General features: G+C 40.3%; 23 protein-coding genes. 3 read left to right on the plus strand and 20 right to left on the minus strand.

Going from position 1 to position 23,081, the window contains the following annotated elements; genetic code table 11:
- Positions 1-27: 27 nt before the first annotated feature.
- From DX873_RS02425 to DX873_RS02490, 14 genes are all read right to left on the minus strand, one after another.
- The gene (locus DX873_RS02425; protein ID WP_116182931.1) at positions 28-861 is read right to left on the minus strand and encodes a GNAT family N-acetyltransferase; all 834 of its coding nucleotides are present in this window, start codon (positions 859-861) and stop codon (positions 28-30) included.
- Positions 862-909: 48 nt separating this feature from the next.
- Positions 910-1,623, minus strand: coding sequence for a DNA alkylation repair protein (locus tag DX873_RS02430; protein ID WP_116182932.1), 714 nt, complete (start codon positions 1,621-1,623; stop codon positions 910-912).
- Positions 1,624-1,692: 69 nt separating this feature from the next.
- A complete protein-coding gene (locus tag DX873_RS02435) occupies positions 1,693-2,316 on the minus strand; it encodes a hypothetical protein (protein ID WP_116182933.1) in 624 nt (207 codons plus the stop codon).
- A 146-nt stretch (positions 2,317-2,462) separates the two neighbouring features.
- Complete coding sequence (locus DX873_RS02440; protein WP_198412961.1) at positions 2,463-2,885, minus strand: EthD family reductase; 423 nt, start codon at positions 2,883-2,885, stop codon at positions 2,463-2,465.
- 97 nt (positions 2,886-2,982) lie between these two features.
- On the minus strand, positions 2,983-3,333 hold the full coding sequence (locus DX873_RS02445) for a nuclear transport factor 2 family protein (RefSeq protein WP_116182934.1): 351 nt from the start codon (positions 3,331-3,333) through the stop codon (positions 2,983-2,985).
- A 54-nt stretch (positions 3,334-3,387) separates the two neighbouring features.
- Entirely contained in the window at positions 3,388-3,840 is a 453-nt protein-coding gene (locus tag DX873_RS02450) for a nuclear transport factor 2 family protein (protein ID WP_116182935.1), read from the minus strand.
- 54 nt (positions 3,841-3,894) lie between these two features.
- The gene (locus DX873_RS02455) at positions 3,895-4,275 is read right to left on the minus strand and encodes a DUF1905 domain-containing protein (protein WP_232520836.1); all 381 of its coding nucleotides are present in this window, start codon (positions 4,273-4,275) and stop codon (positions 3,895-3,897) included.
- Positions 4,276-4,427: 152 nt separating this feature from the next.
- On the minus strand, positions 4,428-5,504 hold the full coding sequence (locus tag DX873_RS02460) for a DUF418 domain-containing protein (protein ID WP_116182936.1): 1,077 nt from the start codon (positions 5,502-5,504) through the stop codon (positions 4,428-4,430).
- Between the two features lie 141 nt (positions 5,505-5,645).
- A complete protein-coding gene (locus tag DX873_RS02465) occupies positions 5,646-6,218 on the minus strand; it encodes a hypothetical protein (RefSeq protein ID WP_116182937.1) in 573 nt (190 codons plus the stop codon).
- 152 nt (positions 6,219-6,370) lie between these two features.
- Complete coding sequence (locus DX873_RS02470; protein WP_116182938.1) at positions 6,371-7,639, minus strand: adenylosuccinate synthase; 1,269 nt, start codon at positions 7,637-7,639, stop codon at positions 6,371-6,373.
- A gap of 13 nt (positions 7,640-7,652) precedes the next feature.
- Positions 7,653-8,108 (minus strand): Fur family transcriptional regulator, encoded by a 456-nt coding sequence (locus DX873_RS02475; RefSeq protein WP_116182939.1) that lies wholly within the window; start codon positions 8,106-8,108, stop codon positions 7,653-7,655.
- Positions 8,109-8,150: 42 nt separating this feature from the next.
- On the minus strand, positions 8,151-10,355 hold the full coding sequence (locus tag DX873_RS02480) for a RelA/SpoT family protein (RefSeq protein WP_116182940.1): 2,205 nt from the start codon (positions 10,353-10,355) through the stop codon (positions 8,151-8,153).
- Between the two features lie 44 nt (positions 10,356-10,399).
- On the minus strand, positions 10,400-11,632 hold the full coding sequence (locus DX873_RS02485) for a M48 family metallopeptidase (RefSeq protein WP_116182941.1): 1,233 nt from the start codon (positions 11,630-11,632) through the stop codon (positions 10,400-10,402).
- A 3-nt stretch (positions 11,633-11,635) separates the two neighbouring features.
- Positions 11,636-12,439, minus strand: coding sequence for a TrmH family RNA methyltransferase (locus DX873_RS02490; RefSeq protein ID WP_116182942.1), 804 nt, complete (start codon positions 12,437-12,439; stop codon positions 11,636-11,638).
- A gap of 66 nt (positions 12,440-12,505) precedes the next feature.
- On the opposite strand from DX873_RS02490, the gene DX873_RS02495 reads away from it, so the two are divergent.
- A complete protein-coding gene (locus tag DX873_RS02495; protein WP_116182943.1) occupies positions 12,506-13,309 on the plus strand; it encodes a DUF6503 family protein in 804 nt (267 codons plus the stop codon).
- A gap of 42 nt (positions 13,310-13,351) precedes the next feature.
- Here DX873_RS02495 and DX873_RS02500 read toward each other — a convergent pair whose 3' ends face one another.
- From DX873_RS02500 to DX873_RS02525, 6 genes are all read right to left on the minus strand, one after another.
- Positions 13,352-14,644, minus strand: coding sequence for an amidohydrolase family protein (locus DX873_RS02500; protein WP_116182944.1), 1,293 nt, complete (start codon positions 14,642-14,644; stop codon positions 13,352-13,354).
- A 9-nt stretch (positions 14,645-14,653) separates the two neighbouring features.
- Entirely contained in the window at positions 14,654-17,596 is a 2,943-nt protein-coding gene (locus DX873_RS02505) for an amidohydrolase family protein (protein ID WP_116182945.1), read from the minus strand.
- Between the two features lie 63 nt (positions 17,597-17,659).
- On the minus strand, positions 17,660-18,727 hold the full coding sequence (locus DX873_RS02510) for a DUF3810 domain-containing protein (protein WP_116182946.1): 1,068 nt from the start codon (positions 18,725-18,727) through the stop codon (positions 17,660-17,662).
- 85 nt (positions 18,728-18,812) lie between these two features.
- Complete coding sequence (locus DX873_RS02515; protein ID WP_116182947.1) at positions 18,813-19,919, minus strand: peptidylprolyl isomerase; 1,107 nt, start codon at positions 19,917-19,919, stop codon at positions 18,813-18,815.
- 4 nt (positions 19,920-19,923) lie between these two features.
- Positions 19,924-20,481, minus strand: a complete 558-nt coding sequence (gldI, locus tag DX873_RS02520; RefSeq protein WP_116182948.1) for a gliding motility-associated peptidyl-prolyl isomerase GldI — start codon at positions 20,479-20,481, stop codon at positions 19,924-19,926.
- Positions 20,478-21,494, minus strand: coding sequence for a DHH family phosphoesterase (locus DX873_RS02525; protein WP_116182949.1), 1,017 nt, complete (start codon positions 21,492-21,494; stop codon positions 20,478-20,480). Before DX873_RS02525 ends, gldI begins: the two co-directional genes overlap by 4 nt.
- A 73-nt stretch (positions 21,495-21,567) precedes the next feature.
- On the opposite strand from DX873_RS02525, the gene DX873_RS02530 reads away from it, so the two are divergent.
- The gene (locus tag DX873_RS02530; protein ID WP_116182950.1) at positions 21,568-22,608 is read left to right on the plus strand and encodes an alkaline phosphatase D family protein; all 1,041 of its coding nucleotides are present in this window, start codon (positions 21,568-21,570) and stop codon (positions 22,606-22,608) included.
- A gap of 49 nt (positions 22,609-22,657) precedes the next feature.
- The gene (locus DX873_RS02535) at positions 22,658-23,077 is read left to right on the plus strand and encodes a nucleoside-diphosphate kinase (protein WP_116182951.1); all 420 of its coding nucleotides are present in this window, start codon (positions 22,658-22,660) and stop codon (positions 23,075-23,077) included.
- Positions 23,078-23,081: the final 4 nt, after the last annotated feature.

Below are 23,081 nucleotides of genomic sequence, written 5' to 3' on the forward strand. Positions count from 1 at the left end.
CTTTTACAGGTAGTATATCTTCAGTTCTTATTTACTGAGCCTATAATATGGAATCTGTAATGAGACTTCAAAACCAAGCTTTTTGGCAAGCTCATAAGATCCCTTGTTGGCCAAGCTACAGGCCCAAATAGGTTCATACCCATGCTCCAAGGAATACTCCACAAGTTGAGCGCAGGTGTATACAGCCATTCCCTTTCCACGATGTTCCGGAACGGTTTCCATTCCCAATTCTAAAAAGTCATCCATAATGCACGAGGAAAATGCTGTACAGGCCAATTCATCATCAATATAGGTGCTAAAACCCACTCCATTCTTTTTAAAGTCATCGTAATTGTCCCAAAAGTTTTTGGGAATTACCGAGCCTTTCATTGACTCAAACTCTTTTTCAGTGGTGCTCTTTAAACGTACCGAAGGCACCCTTAGTTTGTTCTGAAGGGCATTGAACTTGTCCGCATCAAATTTAAAATTGACCCGGGTATTGAGCTCAATGATTTGTTCTGTTTGATTCTTGGTTTTGTTAGCTGACGAGTCTATGGAGCAGCCAGCAAACAATGTTTCCAGTTCATTGTGCCACATATTGGGGAATGCCTGCATCCAAATGTGGGTATCCCGTTTGCCTTTGGTATTTAGTGCATGTTCCTTGAATTGTAGATTGAATTCTTCATTGTCATGTTTTCCAAATAACAAGGACATCCCGTAGGGATGGACCACATAAAATGTTGAAGGTTCTTCCTGTTGGTCCACATAAACTTTTCCTGAAACATGGTTTTCAACAACAGCCCGGGCAAAGAGATTATTGATTTCGACCTTAAGCAATTCTTTTAAGGCCTTGTGGTAGTCGTTTTTTTTAAGCTCAATCATTTGATAATTCTTTTTGGTTGGGACGATAAGAAAATCGGCTATTCCAAATTACTTGTCCATGGCTTTGGACTTCAATTCCTTTGGCATTTTTTCTATGGCATAGCGCAAAGCTGTACGAGGCATTTGGGCTTTGTTTTTCATTACATAGTTGAATACTTCTTTTTGATGGTCCTTGCTTGCAACCTTTAACATCCATCCATATCCTTTTTGTACCAAATCATCTTGGTCCGTGAGCAAGAGGTCTGCTATTTCAAGAATTTCCTTTAGGAACTTTCCTTTTCTTGCAGGCACTATAAATGAAACCGCTGCGGCTCTTCTCATCCATCGGTTTTTGGACAAGGCAAACTTGGTAAGTTCAGGAATGTATTCTGGGTACATTTGAATGAACTCTCCTATGGTATGATTGCAAAATGTGTCGCAACTGGCCCAATTATCCACATAGGAATCAATCCATTTCTTGAAAACTTGAAAGTCTTTGGGCTCAAAGCTTCTTCGGAGTGCGTGGGACCATTTGCAAGCAACAAGAGATTCCTCAATATAACCTGACTGCCATAATTGTTCGCATAAATCGAATATTTCATCTTTGGGATGATTTCGGATTGATTTGAACTGTTCTTTAGCAATTTGGTTGACCACGGGAACCTTTACTCCGTACGACTTGATATTCTCCTTGAAAAAGCCTTTTCCAGTAGCCTTAACACTGTCATCCGAGTGGCCTGTAAGCTGTTTTCTTACTACGGCAATGATATCTGCTTTTGTCATAACTACAGATTAGTAGATTATAAAAAAGAACGGCATATCACATTTTGTGTTGATTAGGTAGATAGGAAATCAATACGTGATTTTCTCATACCACTCTTCAATGGGCCATGCACACTTCCACCAGCTTGAAGCGGTATACCCTATGTTTTCCAATACATCCACAAAAAATGGTTCGGTTTTATATTTCTCAAAACTTTTATCCTCTAAAAACTGTTCTTTTTCATAATAAAACGATGCCCTTCGAACATATTCCGTCATTGTTTTTACATCATCATTAATGGCGTAGTAACAAGCAAGGTTAAAATTCAAGTTTTCATCATAGGAAACCCGTCTATCTTTTAACGGCAACTTGGAAAGCACAACTTTTAGAAGTTCATCCCTTTGCGCTCCTTTGTCCATTTCAGCAAGCATACCCACTATTTTGGAAATCAAATCGGTGAATTGGGGCCAGTCTTCCGAGAAATGGAGTCTGTCCGTTTTTGAGATCAATTCGATAGTAGAACTAACTGCAAGTTGATTACCTGACGAATAGAAGGACATCAACATTCGGTCAATTTCCATAACAAGAGCCACATATTCGTAGGCGTCCTCTTCAACATCAACTAGTGGTACTAAATCTAAAGCCGATGTCACATCGCCCTTAACCAAAGCTTCTCTTAGGTCGGGAAGCTTTTCAAAAGTATATTCAGACATAAAGATTCGTTCAATTCAAGCTTAATGAAAATGAAATTAAACAAAAGAAACTTTGCAAGCTTTGTCTTTCTGAATTTTTGTGAAGGTCCTGCAATAGTTCAAGTTCGTTCATCTTCTATTCTTGCTTTGGGAACAACTGTGTTTAGTTAGTTTCCTGGGGGTTGAAGTACCTCACTGATTTGTACAATAGGCTGAATATTGGTGTAATTGGGAATATCGCCAACAATTTGCTTTGCATTTGGTCCAAATGAATTTCTGTAGGCCGAGAGCTGGTCAAAATATAAATACCCTATGGCCAGGTAGGGGATAGGTTCATCTGGGGTTCTACCGGACAGTCCGTTGTCAATAGCCTGTAGTTTTAAGGAATCACCGAGCAAACGTGCTACCATGGGCATATGTTTATTGGCATAGTAGTCCATATCAAATGTTTTACCTTCTCCATTGGGATAGAGAATGGTTACTTTGATCATACCTTCTTTAACACCATCTGCTTCTTTTGATTCCGTTTGTCCACAGCTTGCTAGCAGGATAGATGAGCAAAGAATCATCAAAATTCTTTTGGGTTTCATGTTGGTTGGTTATGGTTTAAGCAATTCAAGGTAATGAAATTGAGCCATTTTATACATTTTTCGGTTTAAGAGAATCTAATCTGACAGATTTTGCCATTTAATCGTCTCCTCTTCCTTTGTAGGCCCTAATGGAAGATATCTGTCCTGCTGAGTTAAAGGTTATGACATCAACCACAAAAAGTTCCTCTGTACCATCTACAATAATCTTCAGTTCTGCTGCTACGGTATTTTGGTTTTCGTAGGTGGCCAAGACATCAATTTCAATGGAATGGGCATTTTTAAAGTTCTTACGTGTTTCGTCCAAGGCATCTTTCTTACCGATTACCCTGATTTTCCAATCACGCAGGATGATGTCATCAGAGAACATGGTCTCCATGGCCTCCAAATCTTTTTCAGCATATTTTTCTAGATAAGAAATGCACAGCTCTTTGTTCGATTTTTTAGTCATCTAGTTCAGTGTGGTCAAAGTCTAAAAATAATTTTTCTTGTATATGGGCCTAGTTCAATGGTCATTTGAATCATTGAATTGCCACAATACGTTTACAATTTGCCATTTGCCGTTCAGTTTAACAATGTGCATATAATCTATCCAGTCATCTGCAATCAACTTTACGGAGGCCGTTTTTTGAAAAATGTCGAGTATCACGATTTCCTTTTTTGGATTTTCAGGAAACTTATCCCCTTTTTGGTTGTAGGTTTCGGCCAATAAGACCATGGCATCTGTAAAAGTCTCCCGCAAATATTCCTTGTTGGTCTTTTTGTCTGTCCAAAAGGTTCTTTTTACCATTCTTGGGTGGGCAGAGCGTTCAAATTGTTCAGGTTTTGCATTATGTTGCGATTCAATGTAGTCCAGGGCCGCTTGTTTGATATCTAGCGAATCTTGTTTGCTTTGTGCCTGGCAGTTGATCGTAAACAGAACGATTGTTGAAATTGCGAGTAAACAGGATGATTTCATGTTTGTGCTTCTATTTTGGATTGAGTTATGCGTTTTTTAGCGTGGCCTTTTAATTCAGACCCAAATATTCATTTCTATTTCTTGATTGATTTCAAGCTTTGTTTTTTTTCGTATTTCAGCTTTGATGGGTAACAGATAAGCCCCTGCTTTAGAATCGAACCAGATGGCCGTTTCCCATTTAAGTTCTCCTATCTGCGCATGTGCTTTCATTCTTCCCCATCCTTCCTCTTGCCATTGAAGATTTTCTCTTATTTCTTCGGATAGGGTTTTGGGCAGGGAAACGAAGTGCCAACCTCCGGCAAGGCCACTTTTCCACATTTTGGTTGAAAATTGATACTTTATTTTTGCCCTCCACTTTCTATGAATGTTTGCGCTCGGTCGGTAATCTAAGGTGTGATGTACTTGGGATATAAACCCACGTTCAATAATAGCCATTCTTGGGCAAATGTGTTTGGTTTTTAAGAGAAGTTTAAAAATTGAACCTGGTTTTGTACTGGTCCCGTTTTTTCTAATTCTTAAACGATATCCGACAGCGATAAATAGGAAACATAGTATGAAATCTGTTTAAGTCTTGATTTTAAATGTTGCTAGTCCGAAACTTTTCGCATAACCCATTCCAACGGACCTGCTTTCCTGTATTTTGTCCACACTAATGCAAATAACATGCAGACGAGACTAAAAACAAGGGCATATGCTACCGAAAACACTATGGAATAGGTTCCCAATTCCTTAGGACCCAATTCTTCCATAAAACCAATTCCTATTACAACATGGGCAACGTAAAATGTTAGCGCCAGACGGCCGGTTTTGTACAAAGTTTTGATTATAAAATTGTTCTCATATTTTCTTGCCAATAAGATGCACCCGGAAATGACGGTTGTTGCAATTGCAATTCCATTCAGCATGAAAATAGGCATAGGAGGCATGGGGTCGGTACCAAAAAATGCTTTTAAGTCTTCATTATATTGAATTTCATCACCAGAGGAGTACTGCAATAGAGTATAAGAAATCAACTGAATGACAATAAAAGAGACTAACCCAATTACAAAGGATTTTTTTACAAAGGCAGTATCATTTAGATCTTTCCTGCCATACCACAACCCATATAACATGAAAGCCACCCAGGGCACCACTGGGTTAAAACCATTGAACAAAAGGTTTCTTGTAAAGCCTTTAACAGTCCAAAAATCTACATACTCCAATGTTGTAAAGTCCCAACCGGTTTCATAATTGAGGAACAAAAGCAATGCCGGAAATAACAGTATTGCGCCAACTATCCAGATTGGTATCTCGTTTGACTTTCTTGCAATGAGCAACAAGGTTACCAGCATGTAAAAGGCATAGGAGTGAAGAATGTCAGCGGGCCAAATCCATAAATAGGACAGGCCAACAACAAAGAGAAATAATGCTCTTTTGGCGATTCGCCTTTTGGCTGTTCTTAATTTTTGAACATCACCATTTTTAAGGGCAGAATTTGTCATAAGTGCTAAGCCAATGCCGGCCAAAACCACAAAAGTGGCCGCTGCTTTTCCGTCAAAAAGATTGGCAAACGCTTTTAACCAGTCATTACCTGTATCTCCAAAAACAATTTTGAAGTGCACAATGACCATTCCGAAAACGGCCAATGCTCGGGCCACATCTATCCCTATTATTCGTTTTTTCATTTAACCACGAACATTTTTATTAATCCATACCCTTTTAAAGGGTACATGAAGGATTAGTATGAAAAGTTACCGTAATGTAACAGATGAAACCAAAGTTTTGTTAACCCTCTATTCTAAATACGAAGATGCTGTCGTAATATATTATTGTTGATTTTTGTAGAGTTCAATTGCATTGAGATACTTCATCCCACCAGTCTCTGTTTGGTCGTAAAGAAAACCATCCAACTCAGGGTGGTTTGCTTGAATCCAGTTTACAAGTTCATCCCTGTTTTTTACAAATACTGAATCATTGAAAACCTCATATTTGGTTGTTTCAATAGTACTGATTCTATCATTATCAAATCTTATGATTTGATTAATTACAATTGGTTCTTTATGAAGAAAAAGGATTCTTTTGTCAATTTTAGAAACCGTTGCTTTTACAATCTCATTTTCTTGTTCAATTTGGAGGACTTCATAGGATGGTTCAAATACTGAATCCCATTTCAACCATTCCGTGTATTCTTTCAAAGAAAATGTCTGTTCATAATCGTATTCAGTTTCTCTGGTCAGAAGGCTATCGGTTAGTAGTGTATTTATTGCCGAAATATCTGAGCCATCAAGAATCTTGTAGTACTGTTTTGCTATTTCAAGTTTGTCAATTTCTTTTTCAGAATCTTTACAGGACATAAATCCGATTGCGAAGAAAACCAGCAGAATTACAATTCTATTCATATGAGTTTAGTTTTGTGAAATATACTAAATCAGGATTATAAAGATACATGAAATGAAAGTGCAAAAATCTAGTGCAAATCCGTGGTAATTTATTTGCTGGTGGACATTAGATCCACAGCACAAAACAAACGATTGTTGGCTTGCTTAAAGTCTTAGCGGTGTATGGTCTGCGTACGGTCTGGCCCTACAGAAACTATCCGAATGGGGACATTAAGCTGTTCCTCTAAATAAGCAATATAGTCATTTAGGGCAGGGGGTAGCTCCTCCTTTTTAGTCATTTTGGTAAGGTCCTTGGACCAGCCTTTGAGTTCAGTGTACACAGGCTTCACATGGTCACTTTCAATGGAGTAGGGCAGGTGTTCAATGGTTTTTCCCTTATACTGATACGCTGTACAAACCTTAATGGTTTTAAAGCCGCTCAATACATCAGCCTTCATCATCATAAGTTCTGTTACCCCATTAATTTGCACGGCATATTTTAATGCCACAAGGTCCAACCAGCCACATCTACGGGGCCTTCCCGTGGTAGCGCCGAATTCGTTGCCGACTCGTCCCATAGTCTCTCCATCTTTGTCAAATAGCTCGGTTGGGAACGGCCCGCTCCCTACACGGGTGGTATAGGCTTTAAAAATACCAAGAACCTTTCCAATTTTACCCGGAGCAACTCCTAATCCAGTACAGGCTCCTGCGGCAGTGGTATTAGAGGAGGTAACATAAGGGTACGTTCCAAAATCAATATCCAATAGTGAACCTTGAGCGCCTTCGGCAAGTATTTTTTTGCCTTCTGCCTGTGCTTTGAAAATATATTCCTCACTATCAATAAAAGTCAATTTTTTCAAGGTTTCCACACCTTCAAAAAATTCAGCTTCCAACTCTTCCAGATCGTATTGGATATCCACATTATAGTAATCGATCATGGCCTCATGTTTGTTGGCTAGGGAACGGTATTTTTTGTTCCAGTCATCAAACTCAAGGTCTCCTACTCGCATACCATTTCTACCGGTTTTGTCCATATAAGTTGGGCCAATACCCTTAAGGGTAGAACCTATTTTGGCCTTTCCTTTGGCGGTTTCCGAAGCGGCATCAAGTAATCTGTGTGTTGGTAGTATTAAATGTGCTTTTCTTGAGATGAGCAATTTGGAGACAAAATCAATATCGAATTTGTCAAGGTTATCCAACTCTTTTTTAAAAATGACTGGGTCTATAACTACCCCATTTCCAACTACGTTGACGGCATTTTCATGAAAAATACCTGATGGAATGGTGTGCAACACGTGTTTTATCCCATCAAATTCTAAGGTGTGCCCGGCGTTTGGGCCTCCTTGAAATCGGGCTATAATGTTATAATCTTTGGTTAGAACGTCAACAATTTTTCCTTTTCCTTCGTCTCCCCATTGGAGTCCGAGCAGTAAATCTACCATAGAGGTGGGTTGGTTATTCAGTTAGGTTTTCTTCTTTGTTTCGGGTTCCGTAGAAATATAGCGAGTGGTTATTGATTTTTATATCAAAAACCTCTTCAATAGTCTTTTTAATAGATTGTATGCGGGGATCGCAGAACTCCACCACCTCACCGGTATCGGTCAGGATTACATGATCGTGCTGGCGATCAAAATATGATTTTTCATATTGGGCCTGATTTTTTCCAAACTGATGTTTCCGTACCAATTTGCATTCCAATAGAAGTTCAATGGTATTGTAGAGTGTGGCCCTGCTCACCCTGTAGTTTTTGGTCTTCATTTTAATGTAGAGGGATTCCACATCAAAATGATCATCACTGTCGTAAATTTCCTGTAGAATTGCGTAGCGTTCAGGTGTTTTTCTATGGCCTTTTTCTTCAAGAAAGGCTGTGAACACATTTTTTACAATTTCCTGATTTTTATTGTTCCCCATGGCTCTGTAAGCTATGCTAATGCACAAAGGTACAGCTAAAAATTAAATTCTTGTCACTTTGTCAATACCCTCTACCTGCTTTAAATTATTCATTAATTTTTTAAGGATACTATTGTTTTTTACCACTAGGGTAATCTTACCTGTAAAGGTGCCTCCGTCTGCCTTAAAGTTTAGGTTCCGCATGTTCACGTGCATGTTGTCCGATATGATATTGGTGACTTCGTTTACCAACCCTAGGTTATCCATACCGGTAAGCTGAATGTCCACCGAAAATTCCTCTTGAGAGGAATCTATCCACTTGGCCGTCATTATGCGGTAGGCATAATTGGACTGAAGTGAAATAGCATTGGGGCAGTTCTTTTTATGCACTTTGATTCCGTCACTCACACTTAAAAACCCAAAAACTTCATCACCTGGAATAGGATTACAGCACGGAGATAGTTTATAGTTCAATTTTTCCTCTTCCTTTCCAAATACAAGCATGTCATACTTGGTAGTAATCTCATCCTTGTTTATATCTTTAGAAGAAGGGGTTCTTCGGATTCTATTTTTAAAGAAATTGAGAAACGCATTGTGGTAGGAAGATGCAAAATCCTTTATTTTCTCATTATCGATTACCCCGATTCCCACACGATAGAACAGATCTAGACTGGTCTTTAATTTAAAGAAAGTGACCAGCTTGTTGACCGTATCCTCGTTTAGAGTGATTTTTTGGGATTTCAATTTTCTTCGAAGGATTTCCTTTCCTTCTTCTGCAATGTTCTTTTTCTCTTCCCGTAGGGAGGACTTGATTTTGGAACGGGCCCTGGCAGTGTTGGTATAGTCCAACCAACTTTGATTGGGTTTTGCAGTTTCCGAAGTAATGATTTCTACCTGATCTCCACTGTGTAGCTCAGACCCGAGTGGAACCAGTTTACCATTCACCCGTGCTCCTCGGGTTCTCATTCCAATTTCGGTATGTATGTGAAAGGCAAAATCCAAAGGCGTGGATCCCTTGGGCATCGATTTAAGATCTCCTTTGGGAGTAAATACAAAAATCTCCTTCGAATACAGGTTGAGCTTAAACTCTTCCACAAAGTCCACTGCATTTCCATTGGCGGTTTCCAGCGCCTCCTGCAAACGGTTCAACCATTCTTCTATACCTTGTTCTTTTTGCTCTCCGTGCTTGTATTTAAAATGTGCCGCATACCCCTTTTCGGCAATCTCGTGCATACGTTCGCTCCTGATTTGAACCTCTACCCATTTTCCCTTGGGTCCCATTACGGTAATGTGCAACGCTTCGTACCCGGTTGACTTTGGAGATGTTATCCAATCTCTAAGACGAATGGGGTTGGGGGTGAAGTGGTCCGTAACAATGGAATAGATTTTCCAGGCGAGGAATTTTTCGTTTTTCCTGTCCGATTTATAGATGATACGGATGGCAAATTTGTCGTAAACCTCTTCAAAGGAAACGTTTTGCGCCTTCATTTTCCTTCTGATGGAAAATATGGACTTCATCCGGCCCTTGATATTATAGTTTAGACCTTCTTTGTCCAATGAATTTCTGATTACATTGGCAAAATCTTCTATATAGGCTAAATTCTCCCCTTCGGTATCTTCAATTTTGACCTGAATATCTTGATACACTTCAGGCTCTGTGTACTTTAAACTCAGGTCCTCTAGATGGGTCTTAATGTTGTATAGACCGATTCGGTGCGCCAGCGGTGCATAGATATAGAGGGTCTCTGAGGCAATCTTTACCTGTTTGTGCTCTGGCATGGAATCCATGGTGAGCATATTATGATAGCGATCAGCAATTTTGATGATAATTACCCGAACATCATCATGCAAGGTCAACAGCATTTTTCTGAAGTTCTCAGCTTGCTGACTGATATCCTTATCCTTTTTAAGATTGGATATTTTGGTGAGTCCGTCCACAATACGGGCCACGGTCTCTCCGAACATGCGTTCAATATCGCCTAAGGTATAAGCGGTATCCTCAACTACATCGTGCAATAATGCTGAGGCAATGGAAACTGCATCAAGACCAATTTTGGACGCTACTATCTTGGCAACGGCAATAGGGTGAAAAATATAGGCCTCACCAGATTTACGCCTTTGGTCTTTATGGGCATCAACAGCCACATCAAAGGCAGAGCGTATCAATTTCTTGTCCTTATCGGTCAAGGTTTGATAGCTTATGCGAAGCAATTCTTTGTATTGCTTTGCAATTTCTTTGTTTTCTTTTTCAATGGCAGCCTCCGTCATAGTATATTAAAATTACCATAATCTTTACATGTAGACAACAAAAATTATGCCTTTAAATTCCTAATGCGCTGTATCAGAGGTGGGTGGGAGTAATGCACAAAAACGTATGCAGGATGTGGAGTTAGATTGCTCAGGCTGTTCTTGGAAAGTTTTTTCAATGAGGTGACCAAGGGGTCGGCCGAAAACGTAGTTTTGGCATAATCATCGGCCTGGAACTCAAACTTTCTGGAGAGATAGTTCATTGCCAATCCGGTAATCTCTGAAATAGGACTGTACAGCAAGGCAAAGCCCACCAAACCAGCATGAAAACTAGGAGTTGATACACCGATTGCCAACGAGATTTGGGGATTGTTGATGAAGAGTGAAAGTATGAATAGTGTGAAACCTGTAAGGGCCAGAGTGGCAAAAAGACTAAAAATAATATGTTTTCTTTTGTAGTGCCCCACTTCATGGGCCAGGACAGCTACAATTTCCTCTTCATTAAGATCATTGATAAGAGTATCGAACAGGGTAATGCGTTTTTCCTTCCCAAATCCTGAAAAGTATGCGTTGGCCTTTGTGGATCTTTTTGAACCATCAATTACAAAAATGTTTTTTAGTTCAAATCCTACCTTGGCAGCATAGTTTTCAATGGATTCTTTTAGATTGCCCTCTTTTAGAGGGGTCTGTTTGTTGAAAAGGGGTACGATCAGTCTGCTGTAAAACAGATTCATAAAAAGAACAAAAGTGCCGATCAAAATCCAGGCGTAGATCCAAAATTTTGGTCCGGTCCACTGGTAGAAAAGAATGAACAGGGATAATATTCCTCCGCCAAGGATTACCATGAGTATTCCTCCCTTCAATTTGTCCATAAAGAAGAGCTTTTTTGTGGTCTTGTTAAAACCATACTTTTCTTCAATAACAAAAGTTTGATAATAGGAAAAGGGAAGTCCCAACAATGCACTTGCCAAAACAATCAAACCAAAGAACAACAGCGCCATTGGAATCATTTCGCCTGACACAGACCGTATTAATTGGTCTAGCCATTCAAAGCCGCCCAAAAGAAGAAAGGCCAAAGTGAATACCAGGGAAAAACCATCGGAAATAAGCCCGAAGTGATAGTTTGCTTTTTTATAGTGTTGCGATTTTTGATATTCTTTTTCATCAAAGACATCGTTAAGTTCTGCTGGAACTTTTGAGGTAAACCGTTTTGCGTTCAAATACTCCAAAAGCTGATGCACCAGATATTGGATCAGTAGAATTGCAATGATTACAAAAAAGAGAGTAGTCTTTTCCATAGGCTAAAATCCACGTTGCCGCTTGGCTTCAAATATAAGTATTGCCGCTGACACCGATACATTCATGGAGTCAATCTCCCCTTGCATCGGAATAATGATATTTTGGTCCGAATTTTCGAGCCATTCCTGCGTTAATCCCGTTGCTTCAGTTCCCACAACAATTGCCGAAGCTCCTTTAAAATTACAATCCACATATTTCTTTGATGCGGTCAAAGCAGCACTGTAAATTGAAATTCCGTTCTGTTTTAGAAATTTGATGATATCGGTGGTGGAACCCATGCCTACTATGTTGGTGAACACGCAACCCACACTTGAGCGGATAATATTTGGATTATAAATATCGGATTTAGGATTGGCTATAAGTACAGCATCAATGGAAGCCGCATCTGCCGTTCGTAGCAAGGCCCCAATGTTTCCCGGTTTTTCAGGTGCTTCGGCGACAAGAATCAAGGGTGTTTTGCTCTTTAAGTCAACGGAATCCAAAGTATGGGGTTTGCTTTCGGCGATAGCCAAAATACCCTCCGTAGTCTCTCGATGGGCCATTTTACCGTATACCTGTGGGGAGATATGGATAAACTTTGGATTTAGACCTTCAAAAAGTGGGTGTATTGCATCAATTGAAGCTATTTCGGGGCAGAACAGAACAGTTTCAATGTTGTATCCGCCCTTTAGGGCAAGTTCAATTTCGCGTTGCCCTTCAATAACAAAAAGTCCGGTCTTTTTTCGTTCCCGGGACTTTTCTTTGAGCAGCAATATCTTTTTAACCAAGGGGTTCTGGATACTACTGATTAGTTTAACTTCACTCACGACTCAAAAATACGTATTCTTGTAATCTTAAAAGAGATATTCCGACAAAGCGGCAAACAAACAACAATGAAAAAAACAACTATTATTCTTTTGGCACTAGCTATTGGTGCCTGTAAACCGGCTCCAAAAAAGGAGGAGGTAAAAGAGGAGGTGGTTTCTGAAATTACAAAAACAGAAAAAACATTTCCTCAAGATTTAGTCCAGGTTTTTGAGGCTCATGGAGGCCTGGCAACATGGAAAAATCAAAGAACTTTAACGTATGAATTGCCTAAAAAAGACTTTACTGAAGTGCACACCATAGACCTTTGGTCAAGAAAGGATAGGGTAGATGCTCCCGAATTTTCTATGGGTTCGGAAGGTGAAATGGTTTGGTTATTGGATAGGAATGAAGCCTATAAAGGTGATGCAGGTTTTTACCATAATCTTATGTTTTACTTTTATGCGATGCCTTTTGTTCTGGCGGATGACGGAATAATTTATGGGGAAACTGAAGATTTGGTGTACGAGGGTAAAAATTATCCTGGCATACGTATAGCCTATGAGTCTGGTGTTGGTGCTTCATCTAAAGATGAATATTACCTTCATTTTGATCCGGAAAGCCACCAAATGGCCTGGTTGGGCTACACGGTTACCTATAGAACAGGTGAAAAATCTGAAACTGTGAAATGGATTCGATATGATGACTGGCAAACTGTAGAAGGCTTGGTTCTGCCAAAATCAATTACCTGGTATAATTTTGAAGGAAACAAAATTTTAGATGCTAGGAGCAATGTTCCTTTTGAGCAGGTGACTCTTAGTAAAACGACTAAACCCGAAGAGTTTTATGCGAAGCCCGAAAATGCGGCCTACGTGGAGGTAAAGAAAAACTAATATGAAACAGGCGGGGCGCTCTTTAGAGCGCCCCGCCTGTTTTTATTTTCCTTCATATTTTCCCATATATCGCTTCCAGAGTTTGGTTTGATGGGTTTCCAGGGAAATGTCCCGGCCATCAATGAAAGCTCTTGAGAGCTGGTTTGTGCGCATATCCAGTGCATCTCCCTCTGAAATGAACAAAGTAGCACTCTTACCTACTTCCAGGGTTCCATAATCTGCATCTATTCCCAAAATTTTTGCGGTATTTCCCGTCAAAAGCTGGAGTGCTTTTTCCTTATCGAGCCCTTGGGCAACAACCTGTCCTGCGTAAAAGGGAAGATTACGTGTTTGAAAGTTGGAAGCCGAAGCATTCTGAAGTGCAACGGTGAGTCCAGCTTCCATCAATAATTTGGGTAGTTTGAAAGTGAAATCATAATCATCATCATCAAAATTAGGGATGGTATGCGTAAAGTTCACCAGCACAGGGATGTTGTTTTCCTTTAAAAAGGCTGCTATTTTATGTGCGTGGTATCCACCCACTAAAACTATTTTTTTAACTCCTGTATTCTTGGCTGTGGTTATGGCGTCGACAATTTCTCTCTCACCGTTGGCATAAACGTATAGTTGTTTTGTTCCATCAAAAACACCTTCCATGGACGCAAAGGCTGCGTTTCGTTCTTTGCTGTTGCTTTTACCATAGGCATTGGCATTTTTCATAAAAGTTTCTACCTCCACGGTTTGTTTTTGATAGTCCTTGTTTGGTTGAAAACCACTTGGTTCTCCCAACCACCATCTACCTCTTCTAAAGGTGGTAGGCCAATTAAGGTGTATACCATCATCGGTTTTTATTGCGGCATCTTCCCAGTTCCAAGCATCAAATTGAACAATAGTAGAAGTTCCAGAAATTCTTCCGCCCTTAGGGGTGATTTGACCTAGAAGAATTCCATTGGGACGCATACTTTCCACAACTTTTGATTCTGCGTTGTACGCGATAATGCTTCGTACATGAGGGATGATCTCCCCAATCTCATCTTGGTCATTACTTGCTCTAACGGCGTTTACTTCAATAAGCCCCAAAGATTTCCCTGGGGCTATAAACCCTGGATACACATGCTTGCCAGCGGCATTGATGACTTCCCCTTTGGTAGCCGTTTCAGCGCCACCGATTGCGGTAATCTTTCCATTTTCGAAGACCAAAGTGCAGTTTTCCTTGATCGTTCCATCCCCAATATGGGCGGTTACTCCCGTTATGGTAACGGCCTGTGATTGCACTGGGGCCGGTGTCTGTTGTGCGGTCAAACTTAAGCAGGCAAAAAGCCCAAACAACTGAAGTATAGTTACTAGTTTTTTCATTTTTTTGAGTTATAGGCTATCGCAGTGAAACTTAATTTTTTTGTTTTGTTTGGGGCCTTGGGTTTTAGCTCCATTTCCCTTTTCATCCAACATCATGTTTATCAACAAGCTACGTTCTTGTTTAACGGATTCCCGTAGTTGCTTATCTTTTTCCAAATCAAAATACACGGTTCCTTCAATCAGAGTTTTTTCCGCTTTTGCGTAAACAGATAAGGGATGATCGTTCCAAAGAACCATATCTGCATCTTTACCAACTTCGATGCTGCCAACACGATGATCAATGTGTAACAATTTAGCTGGATTAATAGTTACCGTTTTCCAAGCTTCTATCTCGGACATACCCCCATATTTTACTGTCTTGGCAGCTTCCTGATTCAATCTTCTGGACATTTCGGCGTCATCACTATTAATGGCCACGGTAACACCTTGACTGGCCATTATGGCGGCATTGTATGGAATAGCATCGTTCACTTCATATTTATAGGCCCACCAGTCACTAAAGGTTGAGCCTCCAACACCGTGTTCCGCCATTTTATCGGCCACTTTATACCCTTCAAGAATATGCGTGAAGGTGTTTACGGTGAAGTTGAACTTATCGGCTACCTTCATCAACATATTGATCTCGCTCTGCACGTAGGAGTGACAGCTGATGAATCGTTCCCCATTTAAAATCTCAACCAAAGTTTCCATTTCCTCATCGTAGCGGAAGGGCTGGCCGCTTTTCTTTTTGACCTCATATTCTTTGGCGCGTTGGAAGTAATCCACAAAAACCTGTTCCACACCCATTCGCGTTTGCGGGAAACGAGAGAAACTTGGCCAATTGGATTGTTTTACGTTTTCTCCCAGCGCAAACTTGATAAACTTGGGCGAGTTCTGAAAAACCAGTCCGTCCGCATTTTCTCCCCACTTAAGACGAAGGATGGCAGATCGTCCGCCGATAGGATTTGCGGAACCGTGCAATAGTTGAATGGTGGTTACCCCACCTGCAAGGTTTCGGTAAAGATCCATATCCTTTGGATCGATAACATCGGTCATTTTTACTTCAGCGGTGGAATTATGGCCAGCTTCATTAACGGCAAGAGCACCTATGTGAGAATGTTCATCAATAATACCAGCGGTCAAGTGTTTACCTGTGGCATCAACAGTTTTGGCACTTCCGGCATTGAGGTTTTTCCCAATTTTGGAAATTTTTCCATTCTTGATCAGAACATCTGTGTTTTCCAGAATAGCTTCACCTGTCCAGACCGTAGCATTTTTGAACAAGATGTTTTCCTGTTGGGGCTTGGTTTTGTAACCATAACCCACATTTGGATAGGTAAGACTAACCATTTGCGGTTTATTGGTCTTTTGCTCTCCGTTTACTTTTTTGTCCGAAGAAGCGGTTTTTAACAAAGTTACTTTGGATTCATTTCCGGTTGGAGATATCATTGTTCCCGAAATGTTATCAGATTCCGGAAGTACTAAACCAACCATTCTATAGGCTTTACCTTCATTATCCGTAAAGGAGAGATTTAGCCAGTTTGAAGCATATTCAATTTTTGAATCCAGCTTTAGGGTATCTTGTTTAACCGTTGCTTTGGGTGCATTGGGCTTCCCAGAAATGGAAATTGAATAAGTTTTACCGTTAGCGGTCAGATTGTAATCGCCTGCCAGATTTTTTTCATCTTTGGAGTTGATGACATTTTTGGTTCCTTGCACCCAATTTTCATAAAGTGTCGTCCCTTTATCAAAAATATCTCCGGAGGTAATCAAAAAATTAGCTTGTCTGCCAACTTGAAGAGATCCAACCGTATTGGATTTTCCCAAAATTGAAGCAGGTACCGTTGTAAGAGCTTCCAAAGCTTTGGTTTTGGAAAGTCCGTAATCAATAGCCTTTAAAACTTTGGATTTGAAATCCGCTGGAGATTTCAAGTGATGCAAGGTGAATGAGAATTGAACCGCATTATCCTCCAAAGCTTTTGGGTTGGATGGGGCCAAATTCCAATGTCGCATATCTTTTAGAGCAACATAATGAGCTTCGTATGGATTGGAGACATCAAAGGCCTTTGGAAAGTTAACGGGAACAATTAATTTGGCATTGGTAGCCTTGATATCTGCTATACGCTCATATTCGTCTCCTCCGGCAACTATGGCATATTGAATTCCAAACTGATCCCCAATTTTATCAGCTCGCAGCACATTTCCATTATTACCGGCATCAAAAATTTGTACCATTCCCTTGTTTTCAATAAGAGCTTCTAGGGAACGGTCTTTGGTTGAAACATTGCCTTTATTGTACCAATCCATGTCATAATATAACTGTCTCATCAAAGCTGTAGCTCCCATTAGAGATGTTGGGTAGGATTGGTTTTTGGCAATACTCTTTTTAAATGAAAAATACTGGGCAGATCTATCTTCCAAAATCCTATTGGCTTCGGTACCTTGGTCATTAAGCGTTACCAAAACCCCGGTTCCTCTGGCAATACCGTCATGTATGTGGGTGTTTACCACCCCAAAACCAGCTTTTCTTAGCTCTGCTGCTTTCTTTGCGTCATAGGAGAATTTAGAAATGGCGTTGTTTTCAGGCATAACATGATCGTTCCAGTAGAACCCTTCCCTAGAAGGATTGTATTCTGCAGATCTACCTGTTGCTTTTGATTTTTCGGGCTTTTTTACGCCAAAGTTCGAGAAAACATCAATGAACGATGGATAAATGGACTTTCCCTTTAAATCCTCTATTACAGCATTTTTAGGGATGGAAATGGAACTACCCACTTGTACTACCTTACCATTTTGTATCAGTAAGGTTCCATTGTTGATTACCTGGGTAGGAGTCACATAAATTTTAGCATTGGTCAATGCGGTGTAGTTGTTGTTTTTTGTTTTGACACCGTCATTTTTGGGAAAATAGTCTTGTGCAAACAAAGAGATATTGCCTAAGAGCAGGGCAAATATCAGGAGTTTTAGTTTCATATGTATGATGTTGAATTAGTCGCTTAAAGGTATGAGAAGTGATGGTATTGTACAAACAGGATGTTAGAAGCCATATTTTGCATCGTAATTGATCAAAAGTTCTACCACGGCATGATAACTTTTGATTCCTTCTTGCTGGTTGTTGGCTTTTAAAAATGCATTGAAAATGGATTTGAAAACAGGCTCCAACGGATTTTCATAGCGTTCCCAAAATTTTGCAACCTCTCTAAAATTTTCTTTCACTCCAGGGTTGATCTGTTCAAGTAGCTCTTGGAACCTTTCGTTGTCCTTTCTTGATAAATCCGATAGGCAGTAGGAAAGGGCATGAGAATATGCGGCGTATTTAAAGTAGGGGTCAGTATTTTTTACGGTTACCAGAAAGCCAATAAAGTTAGTGGCATCTTCGGCGGAGTATCCCAGTTGGTGCCCAACCTCGTGGCCACTAACCGTAGGTAATCGGAACAAGGGGGTAATTCCATTGACCTGGGCCTCGTTGGTAAATGGATTTAAGTAGCCGCCGTAGCCCATATAGGTCAAGGCTAGACTGTAAATTGAAGATTTTAAACTCTTGCTTTTGTATTCAAAATTGGGATAACTCTTTTCCAATATAGTATACCCTTCTTTCGTTTTCTTGAAAATTTCTTTTCTGGTATAGGGAATTTGGACAGGGGACATGGTATCACCAGCTATTTCTGACTGGTATTGGTTGCTCTTTTCAATGAGATAGGATGTGAAATCAGTAAGTTCCTTTAAGGTATATTCTTTTTCAATTCCTAAGTTTTTGGTGATGGGCTGCCTGTAATAGTTCATGCCCCAGAGAAAATGGAAAAGAAAAAATGCAATTGACAATACGACTGCGATATTCTTTAAAAAGAAAAGAGGTTTGGCCTTAATGGATTTCCAATTTTTGAAAAGGTATCTTATTGCCAGCACAAATAGTAGCGTGTAGAGCAAATCCCCCACTGAAAAGGGAATCCAACCCCATAGGATTCTTAAAAATCGTGAGATTAGTGGATAAATCCCGTTACTGTAATATTTCTCGACAAATTCAGGGTATAGCCCTATCCATTTTACCAGAATCACCTGAACAGGAAGTGCTATTGCCAAAATAGTCTTGAGCTTGTGTCCCATCAAAAAAAATTAAAATACCCAATGTTGGCCGGGAATAAAAAAAGCCGCACTGAAATGTACGGCTTTTTGTTTTTTTAGAAATGTGCTACTCTTGGATTCCAGTTATCTCCAAGTCAAATATCAAATCTGAATTTGGTGGTATGGGTCCTCCACCTTGTGGACCGTAACCTAGATGAGGAGGAATGAACAATCGTACTTTGTCCCCTACCTTCATGGTCTGTAAACCTTCTTTAAAACCTGGTATTAAACGAGCTTCGGGGCTATAGTCCATCGGGAAAGGTTGGTAGCCACCTTGATCTCTACGTTTAGGATTCAATTGATTGAATTTTGAGGCGACTTCCTCTACATTACTATCAAACAAACTACCATCGGGCAACCATCCGGCATAGTTCACAAAAACTTTTTGTCCAACCTTTGGTTTGTCCCCATCCCCTTTGGCCAAAGTAAGGATTCTTAACCCTGAAGGGGTTTCTTCGGCTTCTTCCTTTTGTTTTGAGAATTCGGATATCATATCCTCCTTCAATTTTTTAAAAGCTTCCGCCGCAGCTTCTTCTTCAGCAAAATAATCGGTCATTATCTGAATTGCGTCGAAGTTCTTGGCCTCTTTTCCATTTCGTACAATTTCTACCTTTTTCATCACTACGTCTACCTTGGGCCTATCCCTAGTCTCGGTTTCCACATTGGCAAGGGAGTCTACTACATCGATGCCCGTAACTACTTCGCCAAATACGGTATGTCTTCCATCGAGCCATGGGGTGGGTTTGTGTGTGATGAAGAATTGACTTCCATTGGTCTTGGGACCAGAATTGGCCATGGAAAGTATACCCTTTTTACTGTGCGAGAGGGAATCATGGAACTCATCCTTGAACTTATAGCCCGGATTTCCACTTCCTGTACCGGATGGATCTCCTCCCTGAATCATAAAATCCTTGATGATTCTGTGAAAGATTAGTCCATCATAATATTTCTTGCCTTTAAGGCTATCACTTACAAAAGGGCTGTTTCCTTCGGCAAGGGAAACAAAGTTTGCTACGGTTACAGGAGTTTTTTGGTGTTCCAGTTTTATAATGATATCACCTTGGGTGGTTTGGATATCTGCAAAAATGCCTTCTCCAAGTTCAGCATATTTGCTGGACTTGCATCCGAAGAGCACTATGGAGAACAATGTTATTGCAATCAGTGATCGTTTCATGGTATTATGGTTTTAGATTTAGACTGTCTTTGTTAATAATTATTGTATGAAGCTCCACAGAGGAACTCAATGGTGTTTTAGGGGCGATAAGATTTCCATCGCCATGATAGCCGTAGGCTTGCAATGAAGGGAACAAAAAAGTAGCTTTTTCGTTAATTTTAAGCAGTTTTACCGCGTTTTGAAGTCCTGGAAACAGTTGCTCCTTATCCACTACATAAGAGGTAGGCCCAATATCTTTGGCTGAATAAATGGTATCGCCAGCTAATGTCATCAGGTTGTATGAAAACAATACTTGGTCGTTGGTCTTAGGGAAGTAGGTGGCGGTATCGTTCTTTGTCTCAAAATAGTACCAAAACCCATTGGGGTTTGATACATATTCCTGCAAGGTATCCTTAGCAATGATATTTCTTATTGATTGCTCTTCCAAGGCCACCAAAGCCTTGTTGCGTTCCACAGATTCTTTGAAAAAACTACCAGACCTCACCTTGATAGGTCTTCTTGGCTCTGGACCTCCGCAGTTAAAGAAAAGCAGTCCCGCTATAATCATCAGAAGAACTCTCATGGGTTCAAGACATTTTTGTAGGTTTCTAAAATGGAAATGAAGTGCTCTAGGGTCTGTTCCATGCTCTGTTCGCTTCTTCCTCCTGCTGCGTTGTCATGCCCTCCGCCATTAAAATGTTTTCGGGCAAATTCATTGACCGAAAAATCACCAACAGAGCGGAAAGAGATTTTAATGATACCCTCATCCTTATTTTCAATAAAAATGACGGCAAAATTAACTCCTTCAAGGGTCAGTCCATAATTTACAAAACCTTCAGTATCACCTTTTTTAAAGTTATGTTTATCCAACTCCTCCTGAGAAAGTGTTATATAAGCTGTTCTGTAATCAGAGAGTATGGTCATGTTGCTGAGTGCAACTCCCAATAAGTGTAGTCTTGATGGTGAATTTGTATCGTAAACTTGTTGGTGGATTTTCATGTTTTCCGCGCCTCGATCAATGAGGTCGGCAACCACCCGGTGCGTGGTACTGGAGGTGGATCTAAATTTAAAAGACCCGGTATCGGTCATGATTCCGGTGTAGAGGCAAGTTGCAATTTCTTTGGTGATTTTATCATTGCCCCCAAGAGCTACAATAAAATTGTAGACCATTTCGCAAGTAGAGCTCATGCTTACATCAGAATAGGTAACCCTGGCATAATCGTTTGGCTGTTGATGATGGTCTATCATGATAAAATCAGCTTCCTTTGCCTCGAGAATAGGCTCCATTTGTCCAGTTCTGGAAAAATCATTGAAGTCAAGGGTGAAAATTACTGTGGCCTCTTCCAACAATTCTAGAGCTTCACGGTTCTCTTTTTCAAAATTGACGACACAGTCGTTTTCAGGTAGCCACTTCAAGAATTTTGGATAGTCATTCGGGGCAATTACGTTCGCCTTTTGGCCAATTCCCTTTAAAAAGCCGTAGAGTCCCAAACACGAACCCATAGCATCTCCATCCGGATTTTTATGGGGAATGATTACGATTTGTTGGGGTTGGGAAAGAATTGACTTGACTGTCTCGGTATTCTCAAAATTCATGCGATCAAAGATACAATAATATAATATAGAGGTAACCTGTAAACGCCTATTTTTGTTGGCACAAATCTAAAGTATGAAGTATAACTTACTTTTTTTCAGCATCATTGGTCTCATGGTGAGCTGCAAAAGTGTGCAGACCACCAGTAGTGAAAAAACTTCCTTAGACTCCGATAATTCCACATTTGTAGTGTCATTTGGTTCTTGCAACAAACAATATATGCCAAACCCGTATTGGGATGATATTTTGGCAGAAGCCCCAGATGTTTGGATATGGGGAGGGGATAACATTTATGCCGACACCGATGACATGGACCTGTTAAAGAAAATGTACAATGAACAGGATAGTAATGAAGGCTATGCATTGTTAAAGTCGAAAGTTCCTGTAGTGGGAACCTGGGACGATCATGATTATGGATTGAACGATGGAGGTAAGGAGTTTAGAATGAAAAGGGAGAGCCAGCAGGTCTTTTTGGATTTTATGGGAGTACCTGCAGACAGCGAAAGAAGGACCAGGGAAGGGGTTTATGCTTCGCACTTGTTTGAAACTCCGAATGGAAAGGTTCAAATTTTGGCGCTGGATACAAGATATTTCAGAGGCGAACTTCTGGGTGACCGCAGCCCAAATAGACGGTACGGATTAAATACAGCCAGCGATGCTACCGTTTTGGGTGCGGAACAATGGAAGTGGTTGGAGAACAAATTGACTACTTCAAAAGCAGATTTTAATCTGATTGTATCCAGTATCCAGTTCTTATCAAGAGAGCATGGCTTTGAAACTTGGGGCAATTTCCCCAAAGAAGTTGAGAAACTTGAAAGAATGATTGCCAAATCCGGAGCGGAAGGGGTGATTATTCTATCGGGAGATCGCCATATTTCCGAGTTCTCAAGAACAAATTTATCTGGCATGTCGTACCCATTAGTTGATTTTACCAGCAGTGGACTCACACATTCCTATAGCAGCTTCAAAGAAGAACCCAATAGATTTCGGGTTGGGGATGTAGTGTCCAGTACGAGCTATGGTATCTTGGAATTGGATTTTAAGAACAGGGAAGCCCATTTTAAGATTATGGGAGAGAACGGATTGGTCCTTCAGGAACTAAAACAGAGCTATTAGGCCTTGTCCGTTGATTGAAAAAACGTAAGTTTGCGCAAAATTTTAAAAAATGACTGGAAACAGAACTTTTACCATGATTAAGCCGGATGCCGTTGAAAATGGATACATTGGGCCAATCCTGGAAAAAATTACAGCTGCAGGTTTTAAAATTGTGGCCATGAAATACACGCAGTTAAGCAAAAGGGATGCACAGGAATTCTACGCTATACACAAAGAGCGTCCTTTCTTTGGGGAGTTGGTTGATTTCATGACCCGAAACCCTATTGTAGCGGCCATTTTGGAAAAAGACAATGCGGTGGATGATTTCCGTGCACTCATTGGGGCGACCAATCCAGAAGAAGCGGCTGAAGGAACAATCAGAAAATTATACGCGACCAGTATTGGTGAAAATGCAGTACATGGTTCTGACAGTGATGAAAATGCTGCCATAGAAGGTGCTTTCCACTTTTCTGGAAGGGAAATATTCTAACAGC

Origin of the sequence: Flagellimonas nanhaiensis, from assembly GCF_003382275.1 — a bacterium.
GTDB classification, from domain to species: Bacteria; Bacteroidota; Bacteroidia; order Flavobacteriales; family Flavobacteriaceae; genus Flagellimonas; species Flagellimonas nanhaiensis.

What these genes read in the sequence shown, in the direction of transcription:
- DX873_RS02485 (WP_116182941.1), bottom strand. Translation starts at nt 11,632, where the DNA reads ATGGAAAAGACTACTCTCTTTTTTGTAATCATTGCAATTCTACTGATC.
- DX873_RS02430 (WP_116182932.1), bottom strand. Translation starts at nt 1,623, where the DNA reads ATGACAAAAGCAGATATCATTGCCGTAGTAAGAAAACAGCTTACAGGC.
- DX873_RS02450 (WP_116182935.1), bottom strand. Translation starts at nt 3,840, where the DNA reads ATGAAATCATCCTGTTTACTCGCAATTTCAACAATCGTTCTGTTTACG.
- DX873_RS02425 (WP_116182931.1), bottom strand. Translation starts at nt 861, where the DNA reads ATGATTGAGCTTAAAAAAAACGACTACCACAAGGCCTTAAAAGAATTG.
- DX873_RS02445 (WP_116182934.1), bottom strand. Translation starts at nt 3,333, where the DNA reads ATGACTAAAAAATCGAACAAAGAGCTGTGCATTTCTTATCTAGAAAAA.
- DX873_RS02525 (WP_116182949.1), bottom strand. Translation starts at nt 21,494, where the DNA reads ATGAATTTTGAGAATACCGAGACAGTCAAGTCAATTCTTTCCCAACCC.
- DX873_RS02440 (WP_198412961.1), bottom strand. Translation starts at nt 2,885, where the DNA reads ATGAAACCCAAAAGAATTTTGATGATTCTTTGCTCATCTATCCTGCTA.
- DX873_RS02535 (WP_116182951.1), top strand. Translation starts at nt 22,658, where the DNA reads ATGACTGGAAACAGAACTTTTACCATGATTAAGCCGGATGCCGTTGAA.
- DX873_RS02505 (WP_116182945.1), bottom strand. Translation starts at nt 17,596, where the DNA reads ATGAAACTAAAACTCCTGATATTTGCCCTGCTCTTAGGCAATATCTCT.
- DX873_RS02465 (WP_116182937.1), bottom strand. Translation starts at nt 6,218, where the DNA reads ATGAATAGAATTGTAATTCTGCTGGTTTTCTTCGCAATCGGATTTATG.
- DX873_RS02530 (WP_116182950.1), top strand. Translation starts at nt 21,568, where the DNA reads ATGAAGTATAACTTACTTTTTTTCAGCATCATTGGTCTCATGGTGAGC.
- DX873_RS02495 (WP_116182943.1), top strand. Translation starts at nt 12,506, where the DNA reads ATGAAAAAAACAACTATTATTCTTTTGGCACTAGCTATTGGTGCCTGT.
- DX873_RS02460 (WP_116182936.1), bottom strand. Translation starts at nt 5,504, where the DNA reads ATGAAAAAACGAATAATAGGGATAGATGTGGCCCGAGCATTGGCCGTT.
- DX873_RS02515 (WP_116182947.1), bottom strand. Translation starts at nt 19,919, where the DNA reads ATGAAACGATCACTGATTGCAATAACATTGTTCTCCATAGTGCTCTTC.
- DX873_RS02455 (WP_232520836.1), bottom strand. Translation starts at nt 4,275, where the DNA reads ATGGCTATTATTGAACGTGGGTTTATATCCCAAGTACATCACACCTTA.
- DX873_RS02510 (WP_116182946.1), bottom strand. Translation starts at nt 18,727, where the DNA reads ATGGGACACAAGCTCAAGACTATTTTGGCAATAGCACTTCCTGTTCAG.
- DX873_RS02470 (WP_116182938.1), bottom strand. Translation starts at nt 7,639, where the DNA reads ATGGTAGATTTACTGCTCGGACTCCAATGGGGAGACGAAGGAAAAGGA.
- DX873_RS02480 (WP_116182940.1), bottom strand. Translation starts at nt 10,355, where the DNA reads ATGACGGAGGCTGCCATTGAAAAAGAAAACAAAGAAATTGCAAAGCAA.
- DX873_RS02475 (WP_116182939.1), bottom strand. Translation starts at nt 8,108, where the DNA reads ATGGGGAACAATAAAAATCAGGAAATTGTAAAAAATGTGTTCACAGCC.
- DX873_RS02500 (WP_116182944.1), bottom strand. Translation starts at nt 14,644, where the DNA reads ATGAAAAAACTAGTAACTATACTTCAGTTGTTTGGGCTTTTTGCCTGC.
- gldI (WP_116182948.1), bottom strand. Translation starts at nt 20,481, where the DNA reads ATGAGAGTTCTTCTGATGATTATAGCGGGACTGCTTTTCTTTAACTGC.
- DX873_RS02435 (WP_116182933.1), bottom strand. Translation starts at nt 2,316, where the DNA reads ATGTCTGAATATACTTTTGAAAAGCTTCCCGACCTAAGAGAAGCTTTG.